This is a genomic window from Mucilaginibacter sp., assembly GCF_039925265.1.
Classification (GTDB): Bacteria; Bacteroidota; Bacteroidia; order Sphingobacteriales; family Sphingobacteriaceae; genus Mucilaginibacter.
On record NZ_JBDSZG010000018.1, the window covers coordinates 176283 to 200750 of the forward strand.

Consider the following 24468-nt stretch of genomic DNA (forward strand, 5'->3'; position numbering starts at 1 on the left):
ATTTGGTTTAACCGGTGGTTAGCCGGCTGTTTTTCAATTAATTTATTGCGAATTATCTTACAAATCCTGCAGCAACGCCCCCATCTACGTTGATCACGTTACCTGTTGATTTGCTGAGCAGGCCGCCGGTTAAGGCAAAGCAGGCGTTGGCAATATCAACAGGAAGGATCACCTCGTTAAGCAAGGTGCGCTTAGCGTAATAAGCAGGTAACTCGGCAACGGTAACACCGTAAGCTTTTGCACGGCCTTCGGCCCATCCGCCGGCCCATATGTTGCTATCGCTTATTACCGCATCCGGGTTAATTACATTTACGCGGATATGATCGACACCCAGCTCGGCGGCATTCAACCTGCTTAAATGGAGTTGTGCAGCTTTCGCGCTGCCATAGCCTGCGTTGTTAGGCCCGCTTACCAAGGCATTCTTGCTTACAATATTGATGATATCGCCACCAATAGCCTGCTTTTTCATTACAGCAACAGCAGCCTGGGTTACAAAGAACTGCCCTTTCACCAACACATTGTATAGGAGGTCCCAATCCTTTTCGGTATGATCGCCTATGGTTTTTGATATGGAAAGACCAGCATTGTTAACAATCAGGTCAACCCCTCCAAAGGCAAGAATGGCAGCCGCCATCGCATCCTGGATCTGGCTCTCGTTGGTAACATCTAACGTTGCGGTTGTGCAGGCGTCTTTACCAAACTGTTTTACAAACTCATCGTAAGCGCCGGCTAAACGTTCGGCATTCATGTCGTTTAAAATAACTACCGCACCCTCTTCTGCAAACTTTTTGGCGATGGCCTTACCAATGCCGCCGGCACTGCCTGTCACCAAAGCAACACGCCCGGATAAGGCCTTCGGCTTAGGCATACGTTGTAATTTTGCTTCCTCCAGTAACCAATATTCAATATCAAAGGCTTCCTGGCGCGGCAGGGAAGTGTATTCGGAAATGGCTTCAGCACCCTTCATTACATTGATGGCGTTGATGTAAAACTCCGCAGCAACCCTTGCTGTTTGTTTATCCTTAGCAAAGGTGAACATACCTACACCAGGATACAAGATCACCACCGGGTTGGCGTCACGGATGCCAGGACTGTTGGGATGTTTACAGGTATTGTAATAATCCTCGTACATTTTGCGGTATTCCTCAAACGCAGGGGTAAGTCTTTCTTTTATAGCGGCAACATCGCTTAGATCTTCGCCCGGAGGAAGTATTAAAACCAGCGGACTGATCTTGGTGCGCAAAAAGTGATCGGGGCAGCTGGTACCCATAGGTGCCAAACGGGCCAGGTCGTTAGAATTAGTATATTCCAATACCCTTTCATCGTCGGTATAATGGCCTATCATCTGCGTTTTGGAGGAGCAGAAGCCGCGCAGTATTGGTGCCAGGGCAACCGCTTGTTTTTTACGGTCGGCCTCCGGAAGGCTCTCTATTTTTTGGCCGCCAAATACGCTGCCGTTTTTGGCATAGCTTTGCTCCAGATATTCGGCACATTTTTCTATTACTTCGAGGGTGTTGATATAGCTTTCGTAAGCCGTATCTCCCCAGGTGAACAGGCCGTGCGAACCCAACATAATGCCGCGGATACCCGGGTTATTATCCAGGCATTCTTTCAGCTGCAAACCAAGGTCGAAACCCGGGCGCTGCCAGCCTACCCAGCCTATGGTGCCTGCGAATAATTCCTGCGTTATCTTCTCCCCGTCTTTTGCTGCCGCGATGGCGATAGCGGCATCGGGGTGCAGGTGGTCGATATGTTTGAATGGTAAAAAGCCGTGTAAAGGCGTGTCTATCGATGGTGCTTTAGAGTCGAGGTCAAAAATGCTGTGGTTAAATAATGCCACCATTTCATCTTCAAATTCAATGCCGCGGTAAACATTGGTTAGGCTGCGCAGCCTGTCAACATATAAGGCAGCCAATCCGCTTTTTTTCAGGGTGCCAATATCGCCACCCGATCCCTTTATCCACATCACCTCTACTTCTTTTCCGGTCAGGGGGTCTTTATCTGTTACCTTGCAAGAGGTATTGCCGCCGCCGTAGTTGGTAAGGCGCAGATCGGCACCGAGCAGGTTAGAGCGGTATATTAACAGGGCTACTTCGTCGCCGGCCAGTTCAGCGGCTTTAGCATCGTCCCATAAGTAGCTTACGTGTTTAAATTGTGTTGTATTGACAGACATATCCTTCAATTATTATATTATTATTACTAAAGTCGCCCATAGTTTTTGGGCATTATCGGGTTAACACTTCGAATTTAGCTAACCAATATTTTCAAACTGTCATGCACTGTCTTGCGCAAGGTGTGTTTAAATCATAGATTGCTCAAGATCAACCCTTAATAGAATTACCATAACCAACGATCAGTACAGAAATGATGATGGTAACGATCCCCGCAATCACCGTTGTTAGCGCTATTTTGCTTACACCCTTCCATTCTTTTAACACCAGGCCCCAGCCGTTTGCTACCAATATAATAAAGGCCATGTGCAATATCCAGGAGCTTGCGCCATTGCCCAGCTTGCTTTCGCCCATGCCATAAAAAAAGAATTGTAGAAACCAGGTAGTGCCTGCCAGGGCCGAAAAGATATAGTTTTTTAACAGCGGCGTTTTACTATCGGTGTAGTTGCCAAATGTTTTATTACGGGCATTTAATATCATACACCATATAAAGTTGGTGGTTAAGCCGCCCCAAAGGATCACTATGTAGGTAACGTTGTTTTTGTAAAGAAAATTAGCATTATCGGTAATGTGGTTGGCCGTTCTCCATGCCGCGTTTGCCGCATTAGCCATATCTGCGCCGGCATCAATCCCAAAAGCAAAACAGGCACTTAATACGCCCGATATAATGGAAACGGTTATACCCAGGCCAAAGTGGTATTCTTTATTTTCGTTAACTGCAGCGCCCTCCTTGGCCAGGTCGCGCTCTTTTAAAGTACCGGCCCGGCCGCAGATAATTATACCAATAACGCATATCAATATGCCCAATAAAACCATTTGCCCCCAATGGGTTGTAGCAAGCGTACCGATGCTGTCTTTACCGGTGGTTGGCGAGAATTGGTAAAAAACGGCGGGCACCAGGGCCCCGAATACCGAGCACAGGCCTAATATAATGGTGCTGCCCAACGACACGCCTAAGTAACGAACGCCCAAACCATAGGTTAAGCCGCCGATGCCCCATAATAAACCAAAGAAATAAGTTAAGCCCAAAATGCCGCCATTGGTAGCCTGAATGATCTCCACAAAATGCGGAACCGTTAGCCATGCCGCTACAGGCGGAACGATAAGCCAGGAGAAGACGCCGCCCACTATCCAGAAACTTTCCCAGGCCCATCCCTTTACTTTTTTATAAGGTATATAAAAACTGCCCGAGGCAAAACCACCGATAAAATGGAAAATAATCCCAAATATTGCTTGCATGAAAATCAGGTTAATTGGTAAATAACAATGCTAAGCTAACTAACCGAAACCTGATAACTGTTATGTACTGTATTGGGGAGGGAAATTTATTATCGGGTTAGCTATGCGCGGCTTGCCACAGTAGATTGTACAGTTCGCCTATCCGGGCAAGCAGGGTAGCCCTTACAGCGGGGTGTCCAAAAACTACTCCCGCCAATAACCTAATAATTCAAAATAGTTAAGTTTGTACTGATGATGCACCTTTCCTACGTTTTTATAATTGAGTTGCTGGGGACTATCGCCTTCGCGGTTTCGGGTGCTTTCTCTGCAATGGAGAAAAAGCTGGATATATTTGGGGTGGTGGTGATCGCTTTTGTTACGGCAATAGGCGGCGGTACCATTCGCGACGTGCTAATCGGAAACCTACCGGTAACCTGGATGCGGGATATCATCACACCCTCGGTTATTTTAGCGACGGCCTTGATCGCCATTTTATTTAAGAACATCTTTCACAACCTGCCAAAGACATTGCTTTTATTCGACTCGCTTGGCTTGGGTTTATTTACCATTACCGGCATTCAAAAGGGGCTGGACGCAGGCATCCATCCCGCTATCTGCGTAGCATTAGGCACCATCACGGGTTGTTTCGGCGGTGTTATCCGCGATCTCCTGCTTCGCGAGATCCCTATTTTATTCCATAAAGAGTTTTACGCCTCCGCCTGCATCGTTGGCGGAACAACTTACTTCTTATTATTATACGCGGTGAGCCCCCCGGTGGCGCAAACAGCCGCCATTGTAATAGTTTGTACGTTGCGCTTATTGGCCGCGAAGTTTAACTGGCGGTTACCTTCGGTGTGACGGCAAGCCGCTTAAATTCCTGCTCATAGAAATCAAGAATATTTTTCAAGATATTATCAAAATCATTTTCGTTGCAGAACTTCGACGATATATCGATGGCTTCAGTTATCGAACCTCCGGCTTCCAATTGCCAAGCGTTTTGTCCGTCAAATCCCTTACTGTCAATTTTTTTGATTGATAATGGTGAGCCGAAATACCCTTTAAATTCTGTGACAAAGTCAGCAATTATATATTGGTTTGGTGTAGGCCAATCGTTCATTGCTTTTAAAAAAAGCACAGCGATATCTTTCAATTTATGATTTTCCAAATCAAGATTAACTAAATTTTCAAGCGCTGAATTTGTTTCAATCTTGTAATTGGTCGTGCTACTCATGTAATTGGCTAAATTAACTTTGTTTGGTTTACTCGATTGATAATCTATTCTCAATCTTTGCTTTATTCCGTAACTAAGTTAATTAAAAAAGTCAAAAGCCTTTAGATTGAAATCTAAAGGCTTTTGACTTTTCTTTGTGGTCCTGACGAGAATCGAACTCATATCTAGAGTTTAGGAAACTCCTATTCTATCCGTTGAACTACAGGACCTGTGTTTTAGGAAATGCAAAGGTGCAAATTTTGAATGAGTTAGTCAAACACATTTGCACTTCTGCATTTTAGCGGTGGCTACCGTACTACCGAACCGTTGGGCATTTCATCGGCAGGTGTTACAAAGCTTAGTTTGCCTTCGGCGTTCTCGGCCATCAGTATCATCCCTTGCGATAAAATTCCTTTTATTTCGCGTGGCTCCAGGTTAACCAGTATGCTTACCTGCTTGCCTATGATCGCCTCCGGCTCGTAGTGTTCGGCAATACCTGATACCACCGTACGCTGATCGATGCCTGTGTCTATGGTCAGTTTTAACAGCTTCTTGGTTTTGGCGACTTTTTCGGCGGTTAAAATAGTGCCGGTACGGATATCCATCTGCGCGAAGGTATCAAAACTGATATTGGCTTTTGCCGGTATTACTGGGGCTTCCACTTTAATAACAGACGCTTGTTTTTTATCAGCAAGCTTTTGAATTTGGATCTCCATCGCTTCATCTTCCACTTTCGCAAATAACAATGCAGCCGGATTTAGTTGGTGGCCGTGAGCAAACTCCATTTCCTGGTCAAAACTAATCGCGTCAACATTCAGCATCCCGAATATTTTAGCAGCGGTGCCCGGTAAAAATGGCTGCAGGCAGGTTGCAATATGCCCAACCAATACAAGGTTATTATGCAGCGCGGTTTTAGCAGCTTGAGGGTCGGTTTTTATGGTTTTCCATGGCTCCTGCTCGGTAAGGTAACGGTTACCCATACGGGCCATATCCATTACATTCTGCATCGCTGCGCGGAAACGGTAACTCTCCAGGTTTTTGCCCAGTTCGTCGTAATAACCACCCAGCTCAGCATCAATTTTAGCGTCAGTCAGTTTTACTGCGGTGTCGTCGGTCTCTACCTTACCGTCGTAATATTTGTGCATCAACACCAGTATACGGTTCACATAATTGCCCAAAATGGCAACTAATTCGTTGTTCACGCGTGCCTGGTAATCTTTCCAGGTAAATTCGCTGTCGCTGGTTTCGGGTAATATGGAAGTAAGCACGTAGCGCAATTCGTCCTGTTTCCCGGGGAACTCTTCCAAATATTCGTGCAGCCAAACGGCGTGATTACGCGAGGTAGACAACTTATCGCCCTCCAAATTTAAAAACTCATTGGCAGGCACATTCTGCGGTAAAATATAATCGCCGTGCGCCTTTAGTATCGCCGGGAATATGATGCAATGGAACACGATGTTATCCTTGCCGATGAAATGCATCAGGCAGGCGTCGTCTTCGGTATTGGCTTGTTTTTTCCAGTATTGTTGCCAATCCTTACCGTTATCTATCGCCCATTGTTTGGTTGCGGAGATGTAACCTATCGGCGCATCCATCCACACGTATAATTTCTTGCCTTTTGCTTCTTGTAGTGGTACATCAATACCCCAATCCAGGTCGCGGGTCATCGAGCGCGGCTGCAGGCCCGATTTTAACCACGAGCGGCACTGCCCAAATACGTTTACTTTCCACTCGCCTTCCTTCTCGTCTATCCATTTCTCCAACCAGGGCTGGTATTTATCAAGCGGCAAAAACCAATGTTTGGTTGGCTTAAGCACGGGCTTTTTATTGCTCAGGGTTGATACCGGGTTGATAAGATCGGTAGGATTTAACGATGTGCCGCAGTTTTCGCACTGGTCGCCATAGGCCTTATCGTAACTGCAAACAGGGCAGGTACCGGTAATGTAACGATCGGCCAAAAACTGGTCGAACTCCTCATCATAATATTGCTCCGAAAACTTCTCGATGAACTCGCCTTTCTCATATAAATTCAGGAAAAACTCCTGCGAAAGATCGTGATGTATAGCAGATGAGGTGCGGTGATAAATATCGAAAGAGATGCCAAACTCCGCAAAACTGTCCTTTATCTGGTTGTGGTATTTATCAATAATTGCTTGCGGCGTGGTGCCCTCTTTTTTTGCTTTTATGGTGATGGCCGCACCATGCTCGTCAGACCCGCAAATGTATACCACGTCCTTTTTCATCAGCCGCAGGTAGCGCACAAAAATATCGGCAGGCAGGTATGCGCCGGCCAGGTGGCCTATATGCAGCGGCCCGTTTGCGTAGGGAAGGGCAGAAGTAATGGTATATCTTTTATATTTATTAAGTTGCGACATTAAGCAGGTATGTTTATTAATTTGCAAAGATAAGTTTTTAGTCGGGAAGACGGAAAGTCCGAATGACTGAAGATAAGGCTATCATCATCATTAAATTGTTAATTGAATTCGGACTTATGCAGACTTTCGGACTTTCGGCCCCCACAATACCCCCTTATCTGCAAAAAGGCGACAAGGTCGCCATCACCTGCCCGGCCAAAAAGCTTCCCATCCCCATGACGGATGCTATTAATTTACTGGAGAGCTGGGGACTCGAGGTTGTTCTCGGCGAAACCGTAACTGCGTCCTACAACCAATTTGCCGGCGATGACGACCTGCGCGCCCGGGATATGCAGCGCTTTATTGATGATGACAATATCAAAGCTATTATTGCAGCCCGTGGCGGATATGGCACTATCCGGATGATAGATAAGGTTGATTTTAGCCGACTGGCTGCCAATCCCAAATGGATCGTGGGTTTCAGCGATATTACGCTGCTGCACTCTCATATCATTAGCAACTATGGTTTAGCCTGTATCCACGGGCAAATGCCTTTGAATATACCCGATGCCTCTGCTTATTCGCTGGAGACTTTGCGCCTGGCCCTTTTTGGTGAGGAATTAGCCTATGAAATCGCCCCAAACCTGCTTAACAGAACAGGCGATTCAAACGGCATATTAATAGGCGGCAACTTGTCACTTTTGGTAGCTACAAATGGCTCGGTGAGCGATGTGGATTACAGCAGCAAAATACTTTTTATAGAAGATGTGGGCGAATACCTGTACTCGGCAGACCGTATGCTGCGCTGCCTTAAGCGCGCCGGCAAGCTAAAAAACCTTGCAGGTTTAATAGTGGGCGGCTTTACAGATATGAAAGATAATGACATCGCCTTCGGGCAAAACATACAGCAAATTATACAAGAAGTTGTAAATGAATACCATTACCCCGTTTGTTTCGACTTCCCGGCGGGGCATGTATCCAATAATTGCAGCCTGATACTTGGCAAAGCCGCAAAATTATCGGTAAAACAAGATGGCGCATCGTTAAGTTATTAATCAAATCAAAAACTAAAAAACATGGCTTACTTAAGCAGTTTAAACAAGTATAAAGATTTTGGCTTGCTCATTATCCGCATTGGGTTGGGTGCCATGTTCATCTATCATGGCTATCCAAAACTCATGGGTGGTAAAGAAATGTGGACCGGGCTCGGCAGCTCTACAAAATATGTAGGCATCACCTTTTTACCTATGATATGGGGCCTGCTGGCCGCAATTACTGAAACAGTGGGCGGTTTACTCATCATATTAGGGCTGGCGTTTCGCCCGGCGTGTTTGCTGTTATTAATTAATCTGATAGTAGCTGTGGCTACCCATCTTGGTAAAGGCGATGGTTTAGACGGTGCTGCCCACGCTATAGAAGATGCGGTGGTTTTTGCGGGCCTGTTCTTTATAGGCCCGGGGCGCTACAGCGTAGATAAGAAATAAATAAAGGGCCTTTGCTTATGCAAGGCCCTTATTGTTTATGTGTTACATTTTTCTTGTTTCTTGCGTTTAAAACCTATTGGTTCATTGCATCGCCCAATGCGGTGAGATAAGCATCGTCGATGTCGCCTTTTGCAGAGGACATATACTTATCTAACTTATCCGCATCTGCTGCAAAAAGTTCCTTCAATGTTTTCTTTTTAGGGTTGAATTTCATCGGCGCATCGTTGCCTTTGGCAAAAAAGTACAAATACGTTGGCGCGTATTCGTCATATTTATTGCCGGTAGAGGTCATACCGTTGGTTTGGTAAGTGGCCTTCATATAGCGTATGATAATTTGCTTATACATTTTGTATTTGGGGCCATTGGCCAATACCTTAACGTAGTGTGTATTATCAACCGCAGGCACATAAGCCAAAGTAGAACCAACGCCTTTATCGTCAAACAGCGATATGGTTTTAACACTGGCCCTATCTACTGTATTAATGGCCTTTTGGTCTGCAGTGTATATCACATCACCGCCCATCATGTCGTAGTTAAATAACAAGGCGGGATCCTGCACTACCGAACCATCTGCACCTATGGCGTAACCATGCATCCAGCTCTCTGACAGGTAGCGGCTTCCCTGTACTTCGGTAGTACTTGCAAAGCTGCCTAAAACGGTAGTAACGCTTGCGTCGCTATGCACGCTAAATAAACTGCCTGCCGCCGTAGAGGTAGCAGCGCCGTCACCGGCTGCTAAAGTAATATTTACACCACCCTCTTTAACCGGCGCACTGCCTGTGCCAAAGCCCTTGGCTGTTGCTATCAGCTTAGATGCCGGGTCGGCCTTTAGGGTGTAGCTGCCGTCGGCATCGGTATAAGTTGCATAGGCGTGTAAGGCATCACGCACAAATGCCAGGGGAACTGGTTTGCCGGAAGCATCAACAACAGTGCCTTGCACGGCAATAGTTTGGGCCGAAGAAACCTTTACGATGAGCAGCAAGGCAAAAAATAAAGCGAGTTTTTTCATAGGAGGTAGTGTTTTTGTTAAAAGTTTAAGTTAGACGATGATACAATTATAAAGTTAGACTTCAAATTTTTAAGATGGTTTAATATTACGGCTAATAATAACGTTTTGGTTCACTTTTAATCCGAATGGCAAAAATTTACTTTCAGTTAATACAAAAATGCAAATACCGTTAAAACACCCGGCAAAACTGCTTTATACATTAGTTACATTTACTATAAATAAACATTTTAATTTTTAAGCACTTTATGAAAAAACATCTAACACTTTCCTTATCAATTCTTTTAGGCCTGGCGGCTTGTAAAAAAGACGCGAAAGTATCTACACCGAAAGTAACACCTGCAACAGGAACGCACAAAACCGTAAACACAGTAATGCCTGATTATGTGGACCTCACATTAATTCCACGCGCGCCCGGGCAAGACTTTGACACCTACCGCGGATATTGGAACGACTGTGGGATAGAAGTACGCGGCCCGGTGATTTACAATACACAAAAATACCCGACACTGGTCAACGGCGTACCTGTATCGACCATGTCTTTAACAACCTACGATGGCAACTCGACCGTGAATTACAGCAATACGGGCCCAGATGGCAGCGTATTTGCAGTAACACAAATGTATATGGGGAGTACAGATTTTGCTCAATTCCATACAGATGTGAAAGCCTATTTACAGGCATCTGACGATTACTTTGCAGGAGGCCTGCAAGGTGCCCCCCCTATACTGGCTTCTTATGTGAAAGACCATTACACCAATGCAAGCAGTACAAAAACCTACGTGGGTAAACTAATTCGCGTTACAACAGGTTCGCATCTTGCTGTGGCGAAATTTGACTATGTATTGCCGCCCGCCGCAGCCCCTGCAATACTACCTTTACCACGTGCAGCCATTATTGCAGATGGTGTAGACCCCCACAAGAGCTACCAATTAATTGGCGCAAACGGGAAGATAACAGAAGCCGCAGTGGCCATTGATGATTTTGCCAATGGCGGCCGGGTTATAGCAACGGGTAGTTACACCCACACCGGAGGTCAATTTCAATATTGGGGTACCATTATAACCGCAGATGGCAGGGAAATTAAATTTAACGACCACGGGTCGCTGGATTAGTTATTTTAAAGCCATATAAAAAACCGCAAATTAATTTATGCGGTTTTTTTTGCGCCGATTATTTTAAGATGCAATATATATGCCTGGTATACAACCATATCACTTACTTCGGCAATCAACAACCATTAATTGCAAATGCCCACCTTGCCAGCAGTTTAAGTATAAGATGGTCCTGAGTTTTAACAAGGCCGCGATCAAGTCCGTATTATCAATTATATCCTTCTAATTCACGCCCATCTGTATGTTAGCAAACGGTTGAACCTCTAATACGGAGCTTTCATCCTTCTAACTATCCTCCTTCGCATCCCCCCAAAAAAAAGAGGCTGTCCTTGTGGGACAGCCTCTAAATATTAAGTAAATAAATATCTACTATTTTTTATAAGTATCATCTATATACCTGCCAGACGCGCCGCCAGACACATAGTTTAACTCAAATATTTTAGGAGATGAGTTATTTACAGGAGGCGGAATAGTAAACTTCGGCGGCACCATGTTGCTAATACCAGCGTCAGTCCATTTCTGTAAATCTGCGGGAAGGAATTTAACTGCCCAGTTAGTGTAGGTGATAACACTACCTGTTACGGTTCTTTTGAAGGTTACATCGTACATTACGTGTTGGCCGTTATAACCAGTTTCCATTTTAAACTCAGTTGGTGTAACCGGAGTTAAAACAGTAGTTGAGCCAGCAGCATTTGTAATATCCGGAGCGCTACCTTGACCTAATGATGGTATTGCACCAGCACCAGGGCCAGTTCCATTTTGGAACCTTCTGTATTCATATGTGTAAACTCCAGCAAAATCATTACCAATTACCGAGTAATATTTGGTGTGGTAGTTCGCGTTTAATGTTTGGCCTTGCGCATCCAAGATGCTAATTGGCAACAAATAGCTTTTTGATGGATCTAACTTAGTTCTATCAAACGTTACTGTTATAACCTGTGTACGCGTGCCGGCTGGCACCACCACTGTTGGTTTATCAATAACATAAGAACCTGGAGGGAATGGCTCAAAAGTAACCGCAGTTTGAAAGGTATTGTAAGCCGCAAGCGCTGCAGCATCATAACCTACAGTAATAGTCAGGTCAGTTGACAGCGGCTTTGGCGAAGCTACGTTAACTGCGAATTGGCGAGTGATAGCATCAGTAGCTTCCGTTAACGCATTAACGGCTGTCCTACCGCTCAACGGGATCTCTACGGTAGTGCCTACCGCGGCAAAATCCACATAACGGCTATCCTTAAGGCAAGAGCTAAAGCCCAGTATCGCCGTAAGGCCCAGCAGCATGGAAAAGTTTCTTTTTAATGTCTGTTTCATCTTAATCTTTTTTAATATTATATACTATTGTAGCATTATCGTTATTACGAACCGGCATTGCTTATGGTTGCCAGAATATTTTTGAAGTAAATGGATCAATAGTACCTTCTGCACCAACAGCATCAGCATTTTGCTGGTACTCTGTTGTTGGGTAGAATATCCTGTTAGGGATACCGGTGCCTATGGCTTTAGGGTCAATTGAACGCGGAACGCCTACAGGGAAACCAGTACGTTTAAACTCGTTCCATGCTTCAAAGAAAGCATAACCATTCAAAGAAAAATATTTCTGTGTAATGATAGCCTGAATTTTATCCGGTGAATCATTCCAGGAAATGTTTTGCTGTGCCTGGGTTAAATAAGTGGTTGCTTGTGTTGCAGTTAAACCTAACGCTACAAATGATGATTGCACACCCTTTGTGTAAAGGTCTTTAGCAACTACATCTCCTAATGTAATCCAGTTTCGGTTAACAGCCTCAGCTTGTAAAAACAAGGATTCTGAAGTTGACAATAAAACGGCACCCATGTTTGCAGCTTTTAACAAGCCCGGGCCAAATGTGCTTGTAAGCGCGTTTGCCGGTGCGTTAGGATCGCCAAAGGTTATACCTCTTTGTGTACCTGTAGTACCTGCTACGGCATATTCCCGGGCAAGCCTTGGGTCGTTGTAAGAACGCAAAAGCTCAACAGCAAATGCATTTGCACGTACCGATGCAGAAGCACCTTTAGGGTTGCCGGTTAAATCGAACCCAAAGTTGTTCCAGAAAGGGCTTTGCTGGCCTTCGAAACCACCACCTGTGTAACCCGGATTTGCAATCCCTGATTCAGAATCAAGCGTAATATAATTGCTTGCAAGGTCTGCTGGACCCGTGATAGCAGGAAGAGCCGCTTTTGCCGTACCACCGTTTAAACTAGCTTTACTTTGGCGTAAAGCCAAGCGAAGCAGCAAAGTGTTTGCAAACTTCTTCCATTTGTTCATATCACCACCGTAAACAATATCGTTTATGCCAGGGTCGGTTGCGCTTGCATTACCATCAATAAGTGCTTTAGCAGCTACCAGTTGTACAACAAGATCTGCATAAATTGCATCTCCCTTATCATACTTAGGGAAAAGGTAAACAGAGGCGTTGAAAGCCTGGGTGTAAGGCACGTTATTGTAAAGATCTACCAGTTGCTGAAAGTCATATGCTTTCATTATTTTGGCAATGGCTTTAAATTTCGCGTTTGCAGCATCACCAGAAATTTTCTCCAGGTTATCAAAGTTGGTTGCATTTTGATACAACGGAGTAAATACCTGGAAGTTATCTGTAGTAAACTGGTACTGCTGCAAAGCAGGGCTCGGCACAAAGTTACCGCTTGGCGCAACATAACCTACCCACATACCGAATGTGTTGTAGTTATTGTTAGGTATGTCTGCTGCTACCTTTAAGGCACCCGCTAAGGCAAATTGCGGCGTAGTAACCGAAGGCGTATTAGGGTTTACCTCCAGGCTAAGGAAGTCTTTTTTACAACTTGTTATAACACCCGTTGCAAAAAGAGCTGCTATGAATAATATTTTCTTTTTCATTTCTGTAATAGTTAAAATGTTACTTTAAGATCGGCACCATAAATTCTCTGGCCCGGAACCTGGTTAGCACTTGTTACACCAACCGCGTTACCTGCGGTATCGCTAAACTCAGGATCGCTCCATGGGTTGTTCTTTGGTTTCCATAAGAAAAGGTTACGACCTGTGAACGACAGATTTAAGCCTTTAATGTAACGTGTGTTTTTAACAAATTGTGTTAGGTTGAAGTTAAGGTTAACTTCGCGTAATTTCCAGAAAGCTGCGCTTGAAACACGTGGCTGGTTGGTGCTGTTGTACGCAGAGCTTTGCCAGAAACCGTAGTTACCATCTTGCACGGTAATGTTGGTATTAGGCGTGTAAACAGGCGCTGCAGCAGTACCTGTGTTGATAACAGAACCCGGGTATACGAACCTTTGACGGCCGGCCAGGGTAGAGATCAACGACGAACCGGCAAAGTTTAGTGTGCTACCTATCTGGTTATTGATGATAAACCCACCGCGGTATTCTGCAGTTGCACCAAGGCTGATAAATTTGTAAGAGAAGTTGTTGGTAATACCCCAGATGTATTTAGGAGTAGTACGGCCAAAGTTTACTTGTGTTGGGTTTAACGATGGTAAACCTGTAGTAGCGCTAACAATTACGTTACCGTTAGGGTCGCGGTTCATATCGGTACCTTTGTACACAGGGAGCGGCTGGCCAACAACTGCAGTGATACCACCACCTAAATCAAGCTGGTTGATACCAGGGATCAGAGATATTACTTTCGAATCGTTGATAGAGAAGTTGGTACCGATATCCCATCCGAAACCTTTAGGGTTTGATAATAAAATACCACGTACTTCAAACTCCTCACCGCTTGATTGAATTTCACCAGCGTTAAGTACTGCCGTGTTGAAACCAGTAGCACCCGAGGTACGTACGCTTAAGGTTTGGTTCTTACTGTTTTGTTTGTAGTAAGTAGCCCTAATGTTTAAGCGGCTATCGAAGAACGAAAGCTCCGTACCTGTTTCAATTTCAGATATAATTTCTGGTTTTAATGTCGGGCTGAAGTTGGTAGTACCCAAGCTTAAGCCACCCAACGAACCGTAAGGGAAACCACCGGTTACGCCTACGTTGTTAAAAATGCTATATGGACCAACAGAGATGTTACCCACACGGCTTAATGACAAGTAGAACTTAGCATAGTTTAATACCTTGCTTCCTTTTAAGAAAGAAAGAGCTTCTGTTGGTACAAATGAAACTTTGGCAGATGGGTACCAGAAAGAACGGTTAACTTTAGGTAAACGAGAATCGTTGTCGTTTCTTAAAGTTCCTTCCAAGAACAAGTAATCTTTATAGCCAATGTTCAAATCAGCAAAGTAAGCTATCTGGCGTATTTTTGATAAACCTGTTGCTCCTGAAGCGAAACCAGATATGGTGTTAATGTTGTAGAAATCTTTAATGAGCAAGTTATTGCTACCAGCCTGGATAAAGTTTAAGCTCCGTTGGTAAATAGTATTACCTAATAATAAGCTTGTTTTAAAATCTTTAAAGAAGTTGTAGTGCAGGTTAACGGTTGCATCACCCTGTAACCTTGAATATGGGTTTATTCCGTTAGACCCATCGCCATACAAGTTAAGATCGAACACCTGGCCCTGAACAATACCTGAAGGGAAACCAGACTGTACGCTACCTGCTCCGTATGGATCGCTGATGGAGTATGGGCTAAAGTTTACCTGTGACCTGGTATCGCGTTGTTTGTAGTTACCAAAGTTTTGCGAAACGTTGTAAGCTATATCTAACCATTTAGTTGGTGTTAAGCTCAGTTTCAAGTTAGATAAGAAAACGTCCTTCTGCCTGTTGCTTCTTGCGTTATCAGTGATCCAGTAAGGGTTGATAGCGTAAGCATCGTAGAAATCGCTTGGGTTAGAAAATGTACCGTTGTTTGAATCCTGAAATTGTTTGATATCCAAAAATGCCGGCCATTGCAAAACAGATGTGAATAACAACGCGCCATTATAACCTACACCGTAAGTGCTGATGTCTGTACGGGTATAAGAAACCGAGTAATCAGCTTTGAATATACCAATAGTACGGGCACCCCTCACGCTCACAGATGTACGGGTGTTTTTATCTTTTGGAACAACACCTTTGTCTATAACGTTTTGTGCAGAAAAGTAGAATGAGTTTTTAGCATCGCCTTGTTGAAAAGCTACCTGGTTTTGCTCAACAATACCCCTGTTAAAGAAGGAAGTGATAGGGTTTTGCGCTAAAGCAGAGTACTTTACTTTCAATGTAGGGAAACCATTGTTAGGGTCATTACCTTGCGCTACAGTTGCAGTAGGGCCGCCCGCAGGGTAGCCAACTGTTACTTCGCTGCCATCAAAAGCAGGCCCGTATAACTGGTTTTCATACTCTGTGTAACGAGAGAAACCTGTAATCGGGTCTACGTATGGAGCCGGCTCACCACCGTAAGGCCCGTACATACGTTGCAACTCAGGGAAGAAACCTACCGTTTTAAACTGGAAAGAGTTACCATAAGTGATAATTGGTTTACCATCGTTGGTACCACGTTTGGTCGTGATGATGATAGCACCGTTTGATGCCTCCGAACCGTAGATAGCGGCAGCACCGGCACCTTTCAGTATCTGAGTTTCTTGTATATCATCAGGGTTGATAGACGAAATAGAACCACCCGGGATAGGCACACCATCCACAACTATCAGCGCGGTGTTGTTACCTGATAACGAACGGTTACCACGCAGGGTGATACGTAAGTTAGGGTCAATACTGTTATCAACAGTTTGAACGGCCAAACCAGCTACCTTAGCTGTTAAACCATTTGCAAAGTTGGTAACGTTGGTTGCGTTTATCTCTTTACCTGTTACACGGGTTGTGGCGTAACCAAGCTCTTTTTGAGCTCTTTTAACACCCATACCACCTGTAACGATAACCTCGCCCAACTGGCTGAAAGCAGCTTCAAGCGTAACGTTTACAACGTCGCTTGCGCCAACTTTAACGTCTTGGGTGGTGTACCCTAAGAATGATACCTGGAGAGTAGCTCCGGCTGGAACACTCAGTGTGAACTTTCCGGTTGTAGTAGTTTGGGTACCAATTGTTGTACCTTTTACTTTCACCGTTGCTCCTGGAACGGGCAGACCATCATCTTTGGCCACAACCGTACCGGAAACTGTACGATTTTGTGCATATACCTGTGTTATGCATAACATCAGGAAACACAAACTTACTAGTAGAAGTTTTTTCATGTTTGTTAATAATAAGATCAGTTAATAGTTAATTAATCATAAAAGTAGTGTTACGCGATCAATAAATCAAATAATTTCTAAAAAAAACACACGTTTTGTTAAAATAAGTTAAAAAATAAAAAAAACGTAAAAAAATACAGTACTATGTATTGCATAATACATTCCTAAACATATATCTTTGCATTATGATTGTTGAGAACACACAAACCCAAATGAGGAAAGGCATACTGGAGTATTGCATCCTTTCCGTTATAGCAAAGGGCGAGATTTATGCTTCAGACATAATTGCTGAATTAAAAAAAGCCCGGCTGCTTGTTGTTGAGGGTACGCTATACCCCCTTTTAACCCGATTGAAGAACAATGGCCTGCTCGCCTACAACTGGGTAGAATCCACCTCGGGGCCGCCACGCAAGTATTACGTGCTGAGCGATGAAGGCCGTAAGGTTTTAGAGCAGCTCGACACCACCTGGAAGGAATTGGCCTTTGCCGTACAAACCGCAATTGGCGACAGAAACAACTAATTACCCTTAACTATCACCATCATCATGAATAAGACTATTATCATCAACATAAACGGCACCGTTTTCCATATAGAAGAGGATGCCTACGAAATACTTAAAACGTATATGACCGCCGTAACGCGTCATTTTATGAACTCGGCCGACAGCCTGGAGATCACCACCGATATTGAAAACCGCATAGCAGAAATGTTTACCGAAATTTTAGCCCGCGAGGGCAAACAGGTTGTTGTTGCGCAGGATGTAAATGCTGTTGTTGGGCAAATGGGTTCGGTAGAGGATTTTGAAGCCGAAGAAAACGGTGAAAGACCCGGCCATGCCTACACTTACACCACAGAGAACCGCAGATTGTTCCGTGATGCGGATGACCACCTGGTAGGCGGCGTTGCTGCGGGCATATCAAACTACTTTGATATTAACGCTATTTGGGTAAGGCTTGGGTTTCTACTCTTGTGTGCCGGCGGCGGTATTGGCTTCCTTTTGTATATCATACTGTGGATAGTTGTGCCAAAGGCCGTTACCCGCGCCGACAGGATGGCCATGAAAGGCCAAAAGCTGGATCTTCATGGTTTTAAGCTGAACTTTGAAGAAGAGCTAAGCAACGTAAAAGGTAACCTAAATACCCTAAGGCATGAAGCCAAACCCCTTGCCTACAAAACCCGCGATTTTGCCGGCGACGTATTTGGTCACTTCGGTGCCTTTATAGGTGGTGCCTCAAAGCTGGTATTTAAACTTGTCGCTATTGCTGTTTTGTTAGCTTGCTTTGCCGCCATGATAGGGCTTGTTATTACCATCATTATGTTCACCGTGTACGGAAACACTGCATTAACCCATGTGTTCCCTTTCAACATCGTAAATCAGGAAGCAAATACCATGTTTCTTATTTGCGGGTTTCTTACGCTGGCTATGCCTTTGCTGGCAATTATACTGGTTACAATTAATGCCGTATTTAAAAGCAGCACTATTGGCCGCACAACCGGGTCAGCATTGTTAATGGTTTGGGTAGTAGCAATTAGTATAGTTATATATTACACAGCAAAAGCCGGTGCCAACTTCAGAGAAGGTGCCAGCTTTAGCCAAAGCATCAGCATCAAACCACAGGCCGATAGTACTTACTATTTAAAACTAAACGACATCAAGTTCCTGAGCCGCGAGGATAGCGTGCGCCTGCAAATAAAAGACAAGTTTGATGGCCGTGTTATCCTGGATGACGATGATGATAACAACATGGATATGCCGAATAAAAACATCGATATCTACATCGAAAAAAGTGATGTATCGCAACCGGTGCTTGTGGAATCGTTCAGCGCGCGTGGCCGCAATTACGAAGACGCCTTATCAAACGCGCGGGGTATCAGCTACCAGTTTCAGCAAGTGGGTAATGTGCTAAAATTCAACCGCCGCATGGAGAAACAGGAAGATAAATTCTGGCGTGCGCAGGAGCTGCATCTTACCTTAAAAATACCAATGAATTCCAAACTGGTCATCGATCAAAACCTCGACAGGTTTGTGAGAGGCGTAAGCATTTACGATTGTAAAGAAATCAACAAACAGGAAGGAGCATCGTCCGCCAAGTTTATCATGACCGAAAACGGCTTGCAATGCAAGGTAGATACCCTGGTGCTTCCCCAACCTAAAAAAACAGCTATCCCAGTGGATAGCACCCAAACCGGAGAATAATGAAACTCATAATTAAGTATATAAGCCTGCTGGTATTCAGCGGGCTTATATTACCTGTTTGCCGTTTAAAAAACCTACAAACAGCGATAGCTATGCCCGTTAAAAAGGCCATTCAAACACCTAAACGCCAGCCTGTAAAGCCGGCAGATGTATTCCCGCCTATCACCAGCCAAATTGCAGAGGCACTGTTCCCCGCACTAAAAAGTTAAAATAATATGTAACCTTGGCCCCTGTTTCTGCATCTTACCTATAAACAAAACATATTGCTGCTAATGGTAGCGGTAAATTTAAAACAATCACTATGCAGAACATCCACCATATAAACTACACACCAAAACCGGCTATTATTTGATAGCACACTACTAAACACTAATCATTTTAACGGGGTACTAAAAAAATTGAAGGGCAACCTTCAGGGGACTTTTATTGCCCAAATTTTCCAAACTATGAAAACTATCATACACTATATATATACACTCCTATTTATCGCGTTGGCGGGCACGGCAACTGCCCAGCCAAAAAACAACGCTTCGCAAGCCGTAACCATCTCTGGTTATTTATTGAACGAGCAAGGCAAGCCTATGGATTTTGCAACGGTAACCTTACTGCGCGCCAAAGATTCATCAGTAGTAAAAGGAACCCTAAGTACCGATGCCGGCACCTACCTTTTCGACCGCATTACACCCGGAACTTATATTGTTTCGGCTACCACCGTGGGCTATCAAAAAAGCGTTAGCCAGGCTATACAGGTGAGCGGGGAGCAATTAACCGTAAATGTGCCGGCAATAAAAATGCAGCCGGGTAGCAAGAGCCTGCAAACGGTTAACATCGTATCGTCGAGGCCGCTAATTGAGCGCAAGGCCGACCGCACTGTGATGAACATTGAGAACAGTGTTTTAGCCGCCGGCAATTCCGCCCTCGAGGTTTTGGAACGCGCGCCCGGCGTTACCATTGATAAAGATGATAACATCAGCCTGAAAGGCAAACAGGGCGTTACGGTAATGATAAACGATAAGCTCACCTACATGTCGGCAGCGCAGCTTACCATTATGCTGAAATCGATGGATGCCTCTACTATACAATCCATCGAGATCATCACCAATCCATCTGCCAAGTACGATGCATCGGGTAATTCGGGTATTATCAACATTAAGTTAAAAAAGAACAAGCAAACTGGCACCAACGGCAACCTTAGCCTGGGCGTGGTACAGGGCAAACGTTTTAGGGACAACACCAGCCTTACTATCAACCACAAACAGGGCAACCTAAACCTTTTTGGAACCATCAGCCGCGGCGACGCCAACAGGCTTAACATCTTAAATATCGACCGCGTGGTGGATAGCGCTGCAACCAGCACCTACTTTAAACAACGCACCGAACTGCGTTCGCAGGTGCACTACAATAACTACCGTTTTGGTGCCGACTACAATACCTCATCAAAAAACACCCTTGGTTTTGTCATCAATGGAGATTACACCAACGAATACAACAACCCCAACAGATCGGTAACCAACCTGGGCCTTACTCCGTCTGCTAACGACTCGTATCAAACCACAACATCAAACATCAAGCAAACCTACCGCAACTTTGCAGCAAACCTTAACGACAAGCTGGAGATAGACACTAACGGACAGCAATTGAGCGTGGACCTGGATTACTCCATTTTCCATAACAACTCTACCGCGCAATACGATACTTATTTCTTTACCCAGGCAGGAGCATCGCAAATGTCGCCGTTGTTTATCCGCAACCAAACCCCTTCTACTATAACTATATATACCCAAAAAGCAGATTACACCCTGCCGATAACAAAAAGCGTAAAGTTTGAGACCGGCGTTAAGTTCAGTTCGGTAAAAACCGATAACGATCTGCAAGCGCAAATAAACAGCGGCAGCACTTTTATTAACGATACCAGCCGCACAAACAGGTTTGTTTACGACGAAAAAATAAGCGCAGCCTACCTAAATTTAAGCAAAACATGGGCTAAAACATCGGTACAGGCCGGTTTACGTGCCGAGCGTACTTCATCAATGGGCGATTTGGTAACCAAAAGCCAGGTGGTAAAACGCCGCTACCTTGATTTCTTCCCAAGCTTGTTTGTTAATCACTCGTTTTCTGACAAGCACGAAGTGGGCCTGAACTATAGCCGCCGCATCGATCGCCCGGGTTACGACCAGCTAAACCCTTTCCGTTTTTACCTGGACCAGTATACTTACGAGCAGGGTAACCCTTTCCTGAAACCGCAATACACCAACTCATACGAGCTAAGCTACACCTATAATAAAACCATTAACGTAACGCTTGGCTACAGCCAAACAAACGATGTAAGCACGCAAATTATATTAACCGATACCTTAACTAAGGCAACATATCAAACCAATTTAAACCTTAACAGGCAAAACTCCTACAACATCAATATCAACTCGCCCTACACCATAGCGAAATGGTGGACAGGTAACGTAAACTTTACCGGCTTTTACCAGCAGTTTAAATCCGATTCGCTGTTGGGCGCTACCTTAAATTCGGGCAAGGCAACCTATGTGATCCGTACAACACAAACATTTTTGGTTGCCAAAGGCTACAAAGCAGAGTTATCAGGAAATTACACTTCAGCACTGGCCTTCGGTATCTTTAACATCAAACCGCAATACTCGGTAGATGCAGGTGTGAGCCACTCGTTCTACGACAAAAAAATGAACCTTAAATTTGCCGTAAGCGATATATTTAACACCCGCAGGAACAACGTAAGCAGCCGCTACCAAAACGTAAACCTTGATGTAAGGCAAAAGAATGATACCCGCGTTGCCCGCCTTACCTTTACCTATAATTTTGGTAACAGCAAAATAAAAGCACGCCAGCACCAAACCGGCGCGGATGATGAAAAGAATAGGGTGAAGAGCGGGAACTAAAAAAGGAGAGTTAAGATACAGGAGTCAAGACACAAGAGATCAGGACATAAGAAAGCCCGGATGGTTTAAATCATCCGGGCTTTTTGTTGCTTTATCTTGTTTCTTGACTCTTATCTCTTGTTTCTTGCGTCTTGATTTCTCGCTTCTAATCGCTACTGCCCCACCATAAATACGGCGTTGCTGAACATGAGCTTGCCATTTTCCCAGAAACTGCGGAACAATGGATCGTCGGCCATGTAAATAACAGCGCCGCGGCCCATTCTTTGTACACCAAGCAACATGCCATTGGCTATTTTTTGTTTGGATTGAGCACCAGCAAAGCCCGATACATAAGCGTCTTTTTTCACAGTACCTACGTTCCAGCCATCATCGCCAAGCGGCTCATAAATATCGTCGTTCATTTTTAAGGTGTAGTAATAGTTTGGCATACCAAAGCCCAGCGGATGGGTATTATCCAAACTCAGCTTAAATATAGCGCCCGGGATACCAGATGATATGGCATCGCGCTCGCGGTTCGCGTAAACTTTTACCTCGGGCGCTTTATCCTTCTTATCATCCTTTTTATCTTCTTTATGCTTAATGCCAAAATCCTTTTTATCAGCTAATAATGACACCGCGTTCTCCATGGCGATAAGCCTTCCGCCATCGCGCACCCAGGCCTGCAGTTTTTCTGAAGGGAAACCATCGTAACGGCCATCGGGGAAAATAGCGACATCGAAGTCGGACAACTTGGTACGGCCAAGATCCTGATACCTGATGAGAGTGATCGGGTAACCTATCTGCTGCTCAAACAAGTGCCACACTTCGCCCATTGCTTCGGAGTTTACGCCGTCGCCAGTCATGAGCACCACCCGTGGCTGCTTAATAAAACGAACCTCGCTCGAGCCGATATCGTTACCTTTATCCATAAAACCGGTGGATATCGGGGTAAGCTCGTGGCCCAGTTCCGCAGCCGTTTGCGTAACTACCTGGTCAAAATCGGCCCTGTCATTACCGGCTTTGGTAACCAGCAGCGACCCGGCCAGGAATTTTTTACCCGCAATCTCGAAAGGCAATTCCGAATAGCGGGCTTTGATGCCTTTATTCATCAGGGCGGCTAAGAACCGCACATCAGCTACCGACTGCCAGGCCGATACGTAAGCGTAAGCATGTGTATTTTGTAAAACCTGCGGCTTAGCCACATTCCAGCTGGCAGTGGCCGGCTTAAGCGATTCCTTTAAGCCATAAGCGCGCAGGCCGAAAGCGTAAGGCAATGCCCATGCGGTGATATCATACGTGGCCGAATCTGCAATAAAAGTGGTTGGCTCCATCAGCACGTTAAGCAATACCGCTTTGGGCTGGTAGGCGTTTATCACCAGGTCGTTGGCATCTACATTATAGGTCTCGGTTTTACCGCTGAAATAATCAAACCCGGTAATGCTTTTTGCCGCCAGGCCATAACCATACTGTATGCCGTTGCGTGCCAGCAATTTGGCCAGCTTATCTACCTTTTCATTATTATCGTTTTTTATAACGTATGTTTTGTACGGCCCCGGCGGGTTGGCTTTACTGTTATCAAAGAATTTTTTAAACTCCGTAAGCAATTTGGCTGAATGAGTTGAAGCGGTTTCGATAGTGCTGATACTGGTAGAATGGTGGTGCGCCACACGCTGAACCAGCGTTAAGGTATCGCCGCTGCGGGTAACCACCGCGAGGCCACCACTGATGCCGCCCTGCTCGTAGGTCATGCCGATAGAGCCGTTGTACAGCGGGTAGGTATCGCCGTAAGAGGGGTACAACAGATCGAACACCTGCTTGGTGAAATACATCCAGCCGTTCTTATCAAAATCCTTAGCGTTGTTTTTGCCAATGGTCACCTGGAAATCGCGCTGCCATTGGGTAATATCCTTGTGGTACGGCTCTGCCGCAGGGGCAAAGTAATAGGGTGCGTTAACGCCTTGCTCGTGGTAATCTACATGCACTTCGGGCAGCCACTGGTTGTACAGGCCAACGCGGTTCTGTGTTTCTTTTTGTTCCTGCCACGCCCAATCGCGGTTCAAATCAAAATAATAATGGTTCACCCTGCCGCCCGGCCATGGTTCGGCGTGTTCGCGGGCGGTTGGGCTTGGGTCGGGTTTACCGGCTTTAACTGAATTATAAAAGTTTACATAACGGTCGCGCCCATCGGGGTTAAGGCATGGGTCTATAACTACCAGCGTGTTTTTCAACCAGGCTTTGGTGCGGCTGTTTGCCGGATCCACCAAATCAAACAAGGTCCACATAGCAGCCTCGCTCGATGCCGGCTCGTTACCGTGTACGTTATAGCTCAGCCACAAAACAACAGGCGCATCGGGCAGGTTGGCGGCACCGCTTTCCATACCGGCCAGTTTTAGATTATTATGGCGGATGTCTTCTAAACGCCCAATGTTCTCGTCAGATGCGATGAACATGGCCAATTGCGGCCGGCCCTCGTTGGTGGTGCCAAATTGCTGTAGTTTTACATTTTTTGATGCCGTAGCAATGTATCTGAAATACTCCACAATGCGGTAATGCGGGGTGAATTGCTCGCCGGGCTTGTAGCCTAAAAATTGTTCGGGCGATTGGATGTTTTGGGCGAAAGCAGCTGAAAAAGATGCAACAGCTATAACAACGAGGAGTAACCTTTTTATCATAATATTGATGTTGGGGTGATGCAATGGCTAATATGCAC

At 45.1% G+C, this 24468-nt stretch carries 17 protein-coding genes and 1 tRNA gene; 8 read left to right on the forward strand and 10 right to left on the reverse strand.

Annotated elements, in window-relative coordinates; genetic code table 11:
- Nucleotides 1-52: 52 nt before the first annotated feature.
- Both ABIX36_RS09925 and rhaT read right to left on the reverse strand, forming a co-directional pair.
- A complete protein-coding gene (locus tag ABIX36_RS09925) occupies nt 53-2173 on the reverse strand; it encodes a bifunctional aldolase/short-chain dehydrogenase (RefSeq protein ID WP_348082011.1) in 2121 nt (706 codons plus the stop codon).
- A gap of 148 nt (nt 2174-2321) precedes the next feature.
- Nucleotides 2322-3410 (reverse strand): L-rhamnose/proton symporter RhaT, encoded by a 1089-nt coding sequence (rhaT, locus tag ABIX36_RS09930; protein ID WP_348082012.1) that lies wholly within the window; start codon nt 3408-3410, stop codon nt 2322-2324.
- 231 nt (nt 3411-3641) lie between these two features.
- Between rhaT and ABIX36_RS09935 the strand changes: the two genes are divergently transcribed.
- A complete protein-coding gene (locus ABIX36_RS09935; protein ID WP_348082013.1) occupies nt 3642-4247 on the forward strand; it encodes a trimeric intracellular cation channel family protein in 606 nt (201 codons plus the stop codon).
- Here ABIX36_RS09935 and ABIX36_RS09940 read toward each other — a convergent pair.
- From ABIX36_RS09940 to metG, 3 genes are all read right to left on the reverse strand, one after another.
- Entirely contained in the window at nt 4222-4620 is a 399-nt protein-coding gene (locus ABIX36_RS09940; RefSeq protein ID WP_348082014.1) for a hypothetical protein, read from the reverse strand. The two genes, ABIX36_RS09935 and ABIX36_RS09940, sit on opposite strands and share 26 nt — an antisense overlap.
- Nucleotides 4621-4757: 137 nt before the next feature.
- Nucleotides 4758-4829 (reverse strand) — tRNA-Arg (locus ABIX36_RS09945).
- A gap of 78 nt (nt 4830-4907) precedes the next feature.
- Nucleotides 4908-6974 (reverse strand): methionine--tRNA ligase, encoded by a 2067-nt coding sequence (gene metG, locus ABIX36_RS09950; RefSeq protein WP_348082015.1) that lies wholly within the window; start codon nt 6972-6974, stop codon nt 4908-4910.
- A 62-nt stretch (nt 6975-7036) separates the two neighbouring features.
- Here metG and ABIX36_RS09955 point away from each other — a divergent pair, with 62 nt between their 5' ends.
- Nucleotides 7037-8008 carry an LD-carboxypeptidase gene (locus ABIX36_RS09955; RefSeq protein ID WP_348082016.1) on the forward strand — a complete coding sequence of 324 codons (972 nt, stop codon included), beginning with the start codon at nt 7037-7039 and terminating at the stop codon, nt 8006-8008.
- Between the two features lie 21 nt (nt 8009-8029).
- Nucleotides 8030-8437 (forward strand): DoxX family protein, encoded by a 408-nt coding sequence (locus ABIX36_RS09960; RefSeq protein ID WP_348082017.1) that lies wholly within the window; start codon nt 8030-8032, stop codon nt 8435-8437.
- Between the two features lie 73 nt (nt 8438-8510).
- On the opposite strand, the gene ABIX36_RS09965 is transcribed toward ABIX36_RS09960, so the two are convergent.
- A complete protein-coding gene (locus ABIX36_RS09965) occupies nt 8511-9446 on the reverse strand; it encodes a carboxypeptidase-like regulatory domain-containing protein (protein WP_348082018.1) in 936 nt (311 codons plus the stop codon).
- Between the two features lie 245 nt (nt 9447-9691).
- Between ABIX36_RS09965 and ABIX36_RS09970 the strand changes: the two genes are divergently transcribed.
- Nucleotides 9692-10558, forward strand: coding sequence for a hypothetical protein (locus ABIX36_RS09970; RefSeq protein ID WP_348082019.1), 867 nt, complete (start codon nt 9692-9694; stop codon nt 10556-10558).
- Between the two features lie 369 nt (nt 10559-10927).
- On the opposite strand, the gene ABIX36_RS09975 is transcribed toward ABIX36_RS09970, so the two are convergent.
- The 3 genes from ABIX36_RS09975 to ABIX36_RS09985 form a co-directional block, all read right to left on the reverse strand.
- A complete protein-coding gene (locus ABIX36_RS09975) occupies nt 10928-11869 on the reverse strand; it encodes a DUF1735 domain-containing protein (RefSeq protein ID WP_348082020.1) in 942 nt (313 codons plus the stop codon).
- A gap of 61 nt (nt 11870-11930) precedes the next feature.
- Entirely contained in the window at nt 11931-13430 is a 1500-nt protein-coding gene (locus tag ABIX36_RS09980; RefSeq protein WP_348082021.1) for a SusD/RagB family nutrient-binding outer membrane lipoprotein, read from the reverse strand.
- 11 nt (nt 13431-13441) lie between these two features.
- Nucleotides 13442-16672: a SusC/RagA family TonB-linked outer membrane protein gene (locus ABIX36_RS09985; RefSeq protein WP_348082022.1), complete on the reverse strand. Its 3231-nt coding sequence runs from the start codon at nt 16670-16672 to the stop codon at nt 13442-13444.
- 185 nt (nt 16673-16857) lie between these two features.
- On the opposite strand from ABIX36_RS09985, the gene ABIX36_RS09990 reads away from it, so the two are divergent.
- From ABIX36_RS09990 to ABIX36_RS10005, 4 genes are all read left to right on the forward strand, one after another.
- Nucleotides 16858-17193 carry a PadR family transcriptional regulator gene (locus ABIX36_RS09990; RefSeq protein ID WP_348082023.1) on the forward strand — a complete coding sequence of 112 codons (336 nt, stop codon included), beginning with the start codon at nt 16858-16860 and terminating at the stop codon, nt 17191-17193.
- Between the two features lie 24 nt (nt 17194-17217).
- Nucleotides 17218-18870, forward strand: a complete 1653-nt coding sequence (locus ABIX36_RS09995) for a PspC domain-containing protein (RefSeq protein WP_348082024.1) — start codon at nt 17218-17220, stop codon at nt 18868-18870.
- Nucleotides 18870-19079 (forward strand): hypothetical protein, encoded by a 210-nt coding sequence (locus ABIX36_RS10000; RefSeq protein ID WP_348082025.1) that lies wholly within the window; start codon nt 18870-18872, stop codon nt 19077-19079. The genes ABIX36_RS09995 and ABIX36_RS10000 overlap by 1 nt, the downstream gene beginning before the upstream one ends.
- Nucleotides 19080-19316: 237 nt before the next feature.
- Nucleotides 19317-21779 (forward strand): outer membrane beta-barrel family protein, encoded by a 2463-nt coding sequence (locus ABIX36_RS10005; protein WP_348082026.1) that lies wholly within the window; start codon nt 19317-19319, stop codon nt 21777-21779.
- Nucleotides 21780-21931: 152 nt separating this feature from the next.
- Here the strand turns inward: ABIX36_RS10005 and ABIX36_RS10010 are convergent, their stop codons facing one another.
- Complete coding sequence (locus ABIX36_RS10010; protein WP_348082027.1) at nt 21932-24430, reverse strand: M14 metallopeptidase family protein; 2499 nt, start codon at nt 24428-24430, stop codon at nt 21932-21934.
- Between the last annotated feature and the right edge of the window lie 38 nt (nt 24431-24468).

Coding starts and splice junctions, on each gene's coding strand:
- ABIX36_RS09925 (WP_348082011.1), bottom strand. CDS start 2,173: ATGTCTGTCAATACAACACAATTTAAACACGTAAGCTACTTATGGGAC.
- rhaT (WP_348082012.1), bottom strand. CDS start 3,410: ATGCAAGCAATATTTGGGATTATTTTCCATTTTATCGGTGGTTTTGCC.
- ABIX36_RS09935 (WP_348082013.1), top strand. CDS start 3,642: ATGATGCACCTTTCCTACGTTTTTATAATTGAGTTGCTGGGGACTATC.
- ABIX36_RS09940 (WP_348082014.1), bottom strand. CDS start 4,620: ATGAGTAGCACGACCAATTACAAGATTGAAACAAATTCAGCGCTTGAA.
- metG (WP_348082015.1), bottom strand. CDS start 6,974: ATGTCGCAACTTAATAAATATAAAAGATATACCATTACTTCTGCCCTT.
- ABIX36_RS09955 (WP_348082016.1), top strand. CDS start 7,037: ATGACTGAAGATAAGGCTATCATCATCATTAAATTGTTAATTGAATTC.
- ABIX36_RS09960 (WP_348082017.1), top strand. CDS start 8,030: ATGGCTTACTTAAGCAGTTTAAACAAGTATAAAGATTTTGGCTTGCTC.
- ABIX36_RS09965 (WP_348082018.1), bottom strand. CDS start 9,446: ATGAAAAAACTCGCTTTATTTTTTGCCTTGCTGCTCATCGTAAAGGTT.
- ABIX36_RS09970 (WP_348082019.1), top strand. CDS start 9,692: ATGAAAAAACATCTAACACTTTCCTTATCAATTCTTTTAGGCCTGGCG.
- ABIX36_RS09975 (WP_348082020.1), bottom strand. CDS start 11,869: ATGAAACAGACATTAAAAAGAAACTTTTCCATGCTGCTGGGCCTTACG.
- ABIX36_RS09980 (WP_348082021.1), bottom strand. CDS start 13,430: ATGAAAAAGAAAATATTATTCATAGCAGCTCTTTTTGCAACGGGTGTT.
- ABIX36_RS09985 (WP_348082022.1), bottom strand. CDS start 16,672: ATGAAAAAACTTCTACTAGTAAGTTTGTGTTTCCTGATGTTATGCATA.
- ABIX36_RS09990 (WP_348082023.1), top strand. CDS start 16,858: ATGATTGTTGAGAACACACAAACCCAAATGAGGAAAGGCATACTGGAG.
- ABIX36_RS09995 (WP_348082024.1), top strand. CDS start 17,218: ATGAATAAGACTATTATCATCAACATAAACGGCACCGTTTTCCATATA.
- ABIX36_RS10000 (WP_348082025.1), top strand. CDS start 18,870: ATGAAACTCATAATTAAGTATATAAGCCTGCTGGTATTCAGCGGGCTT.
- ABIX36_RS10005 (WP_348082026.1), top strand. CDS start 19,317: ATGAAAACTATCATACACTATATATATACACTCCTATTTATCGCGTTG.
- ABIX36_RS10010 (WP_348082027.1), bottom strand. CDS start 24,430: ATGATAAAAAGGTTACTCCTCGTTGTTATAGCTGTTGCATCTTTTTCA.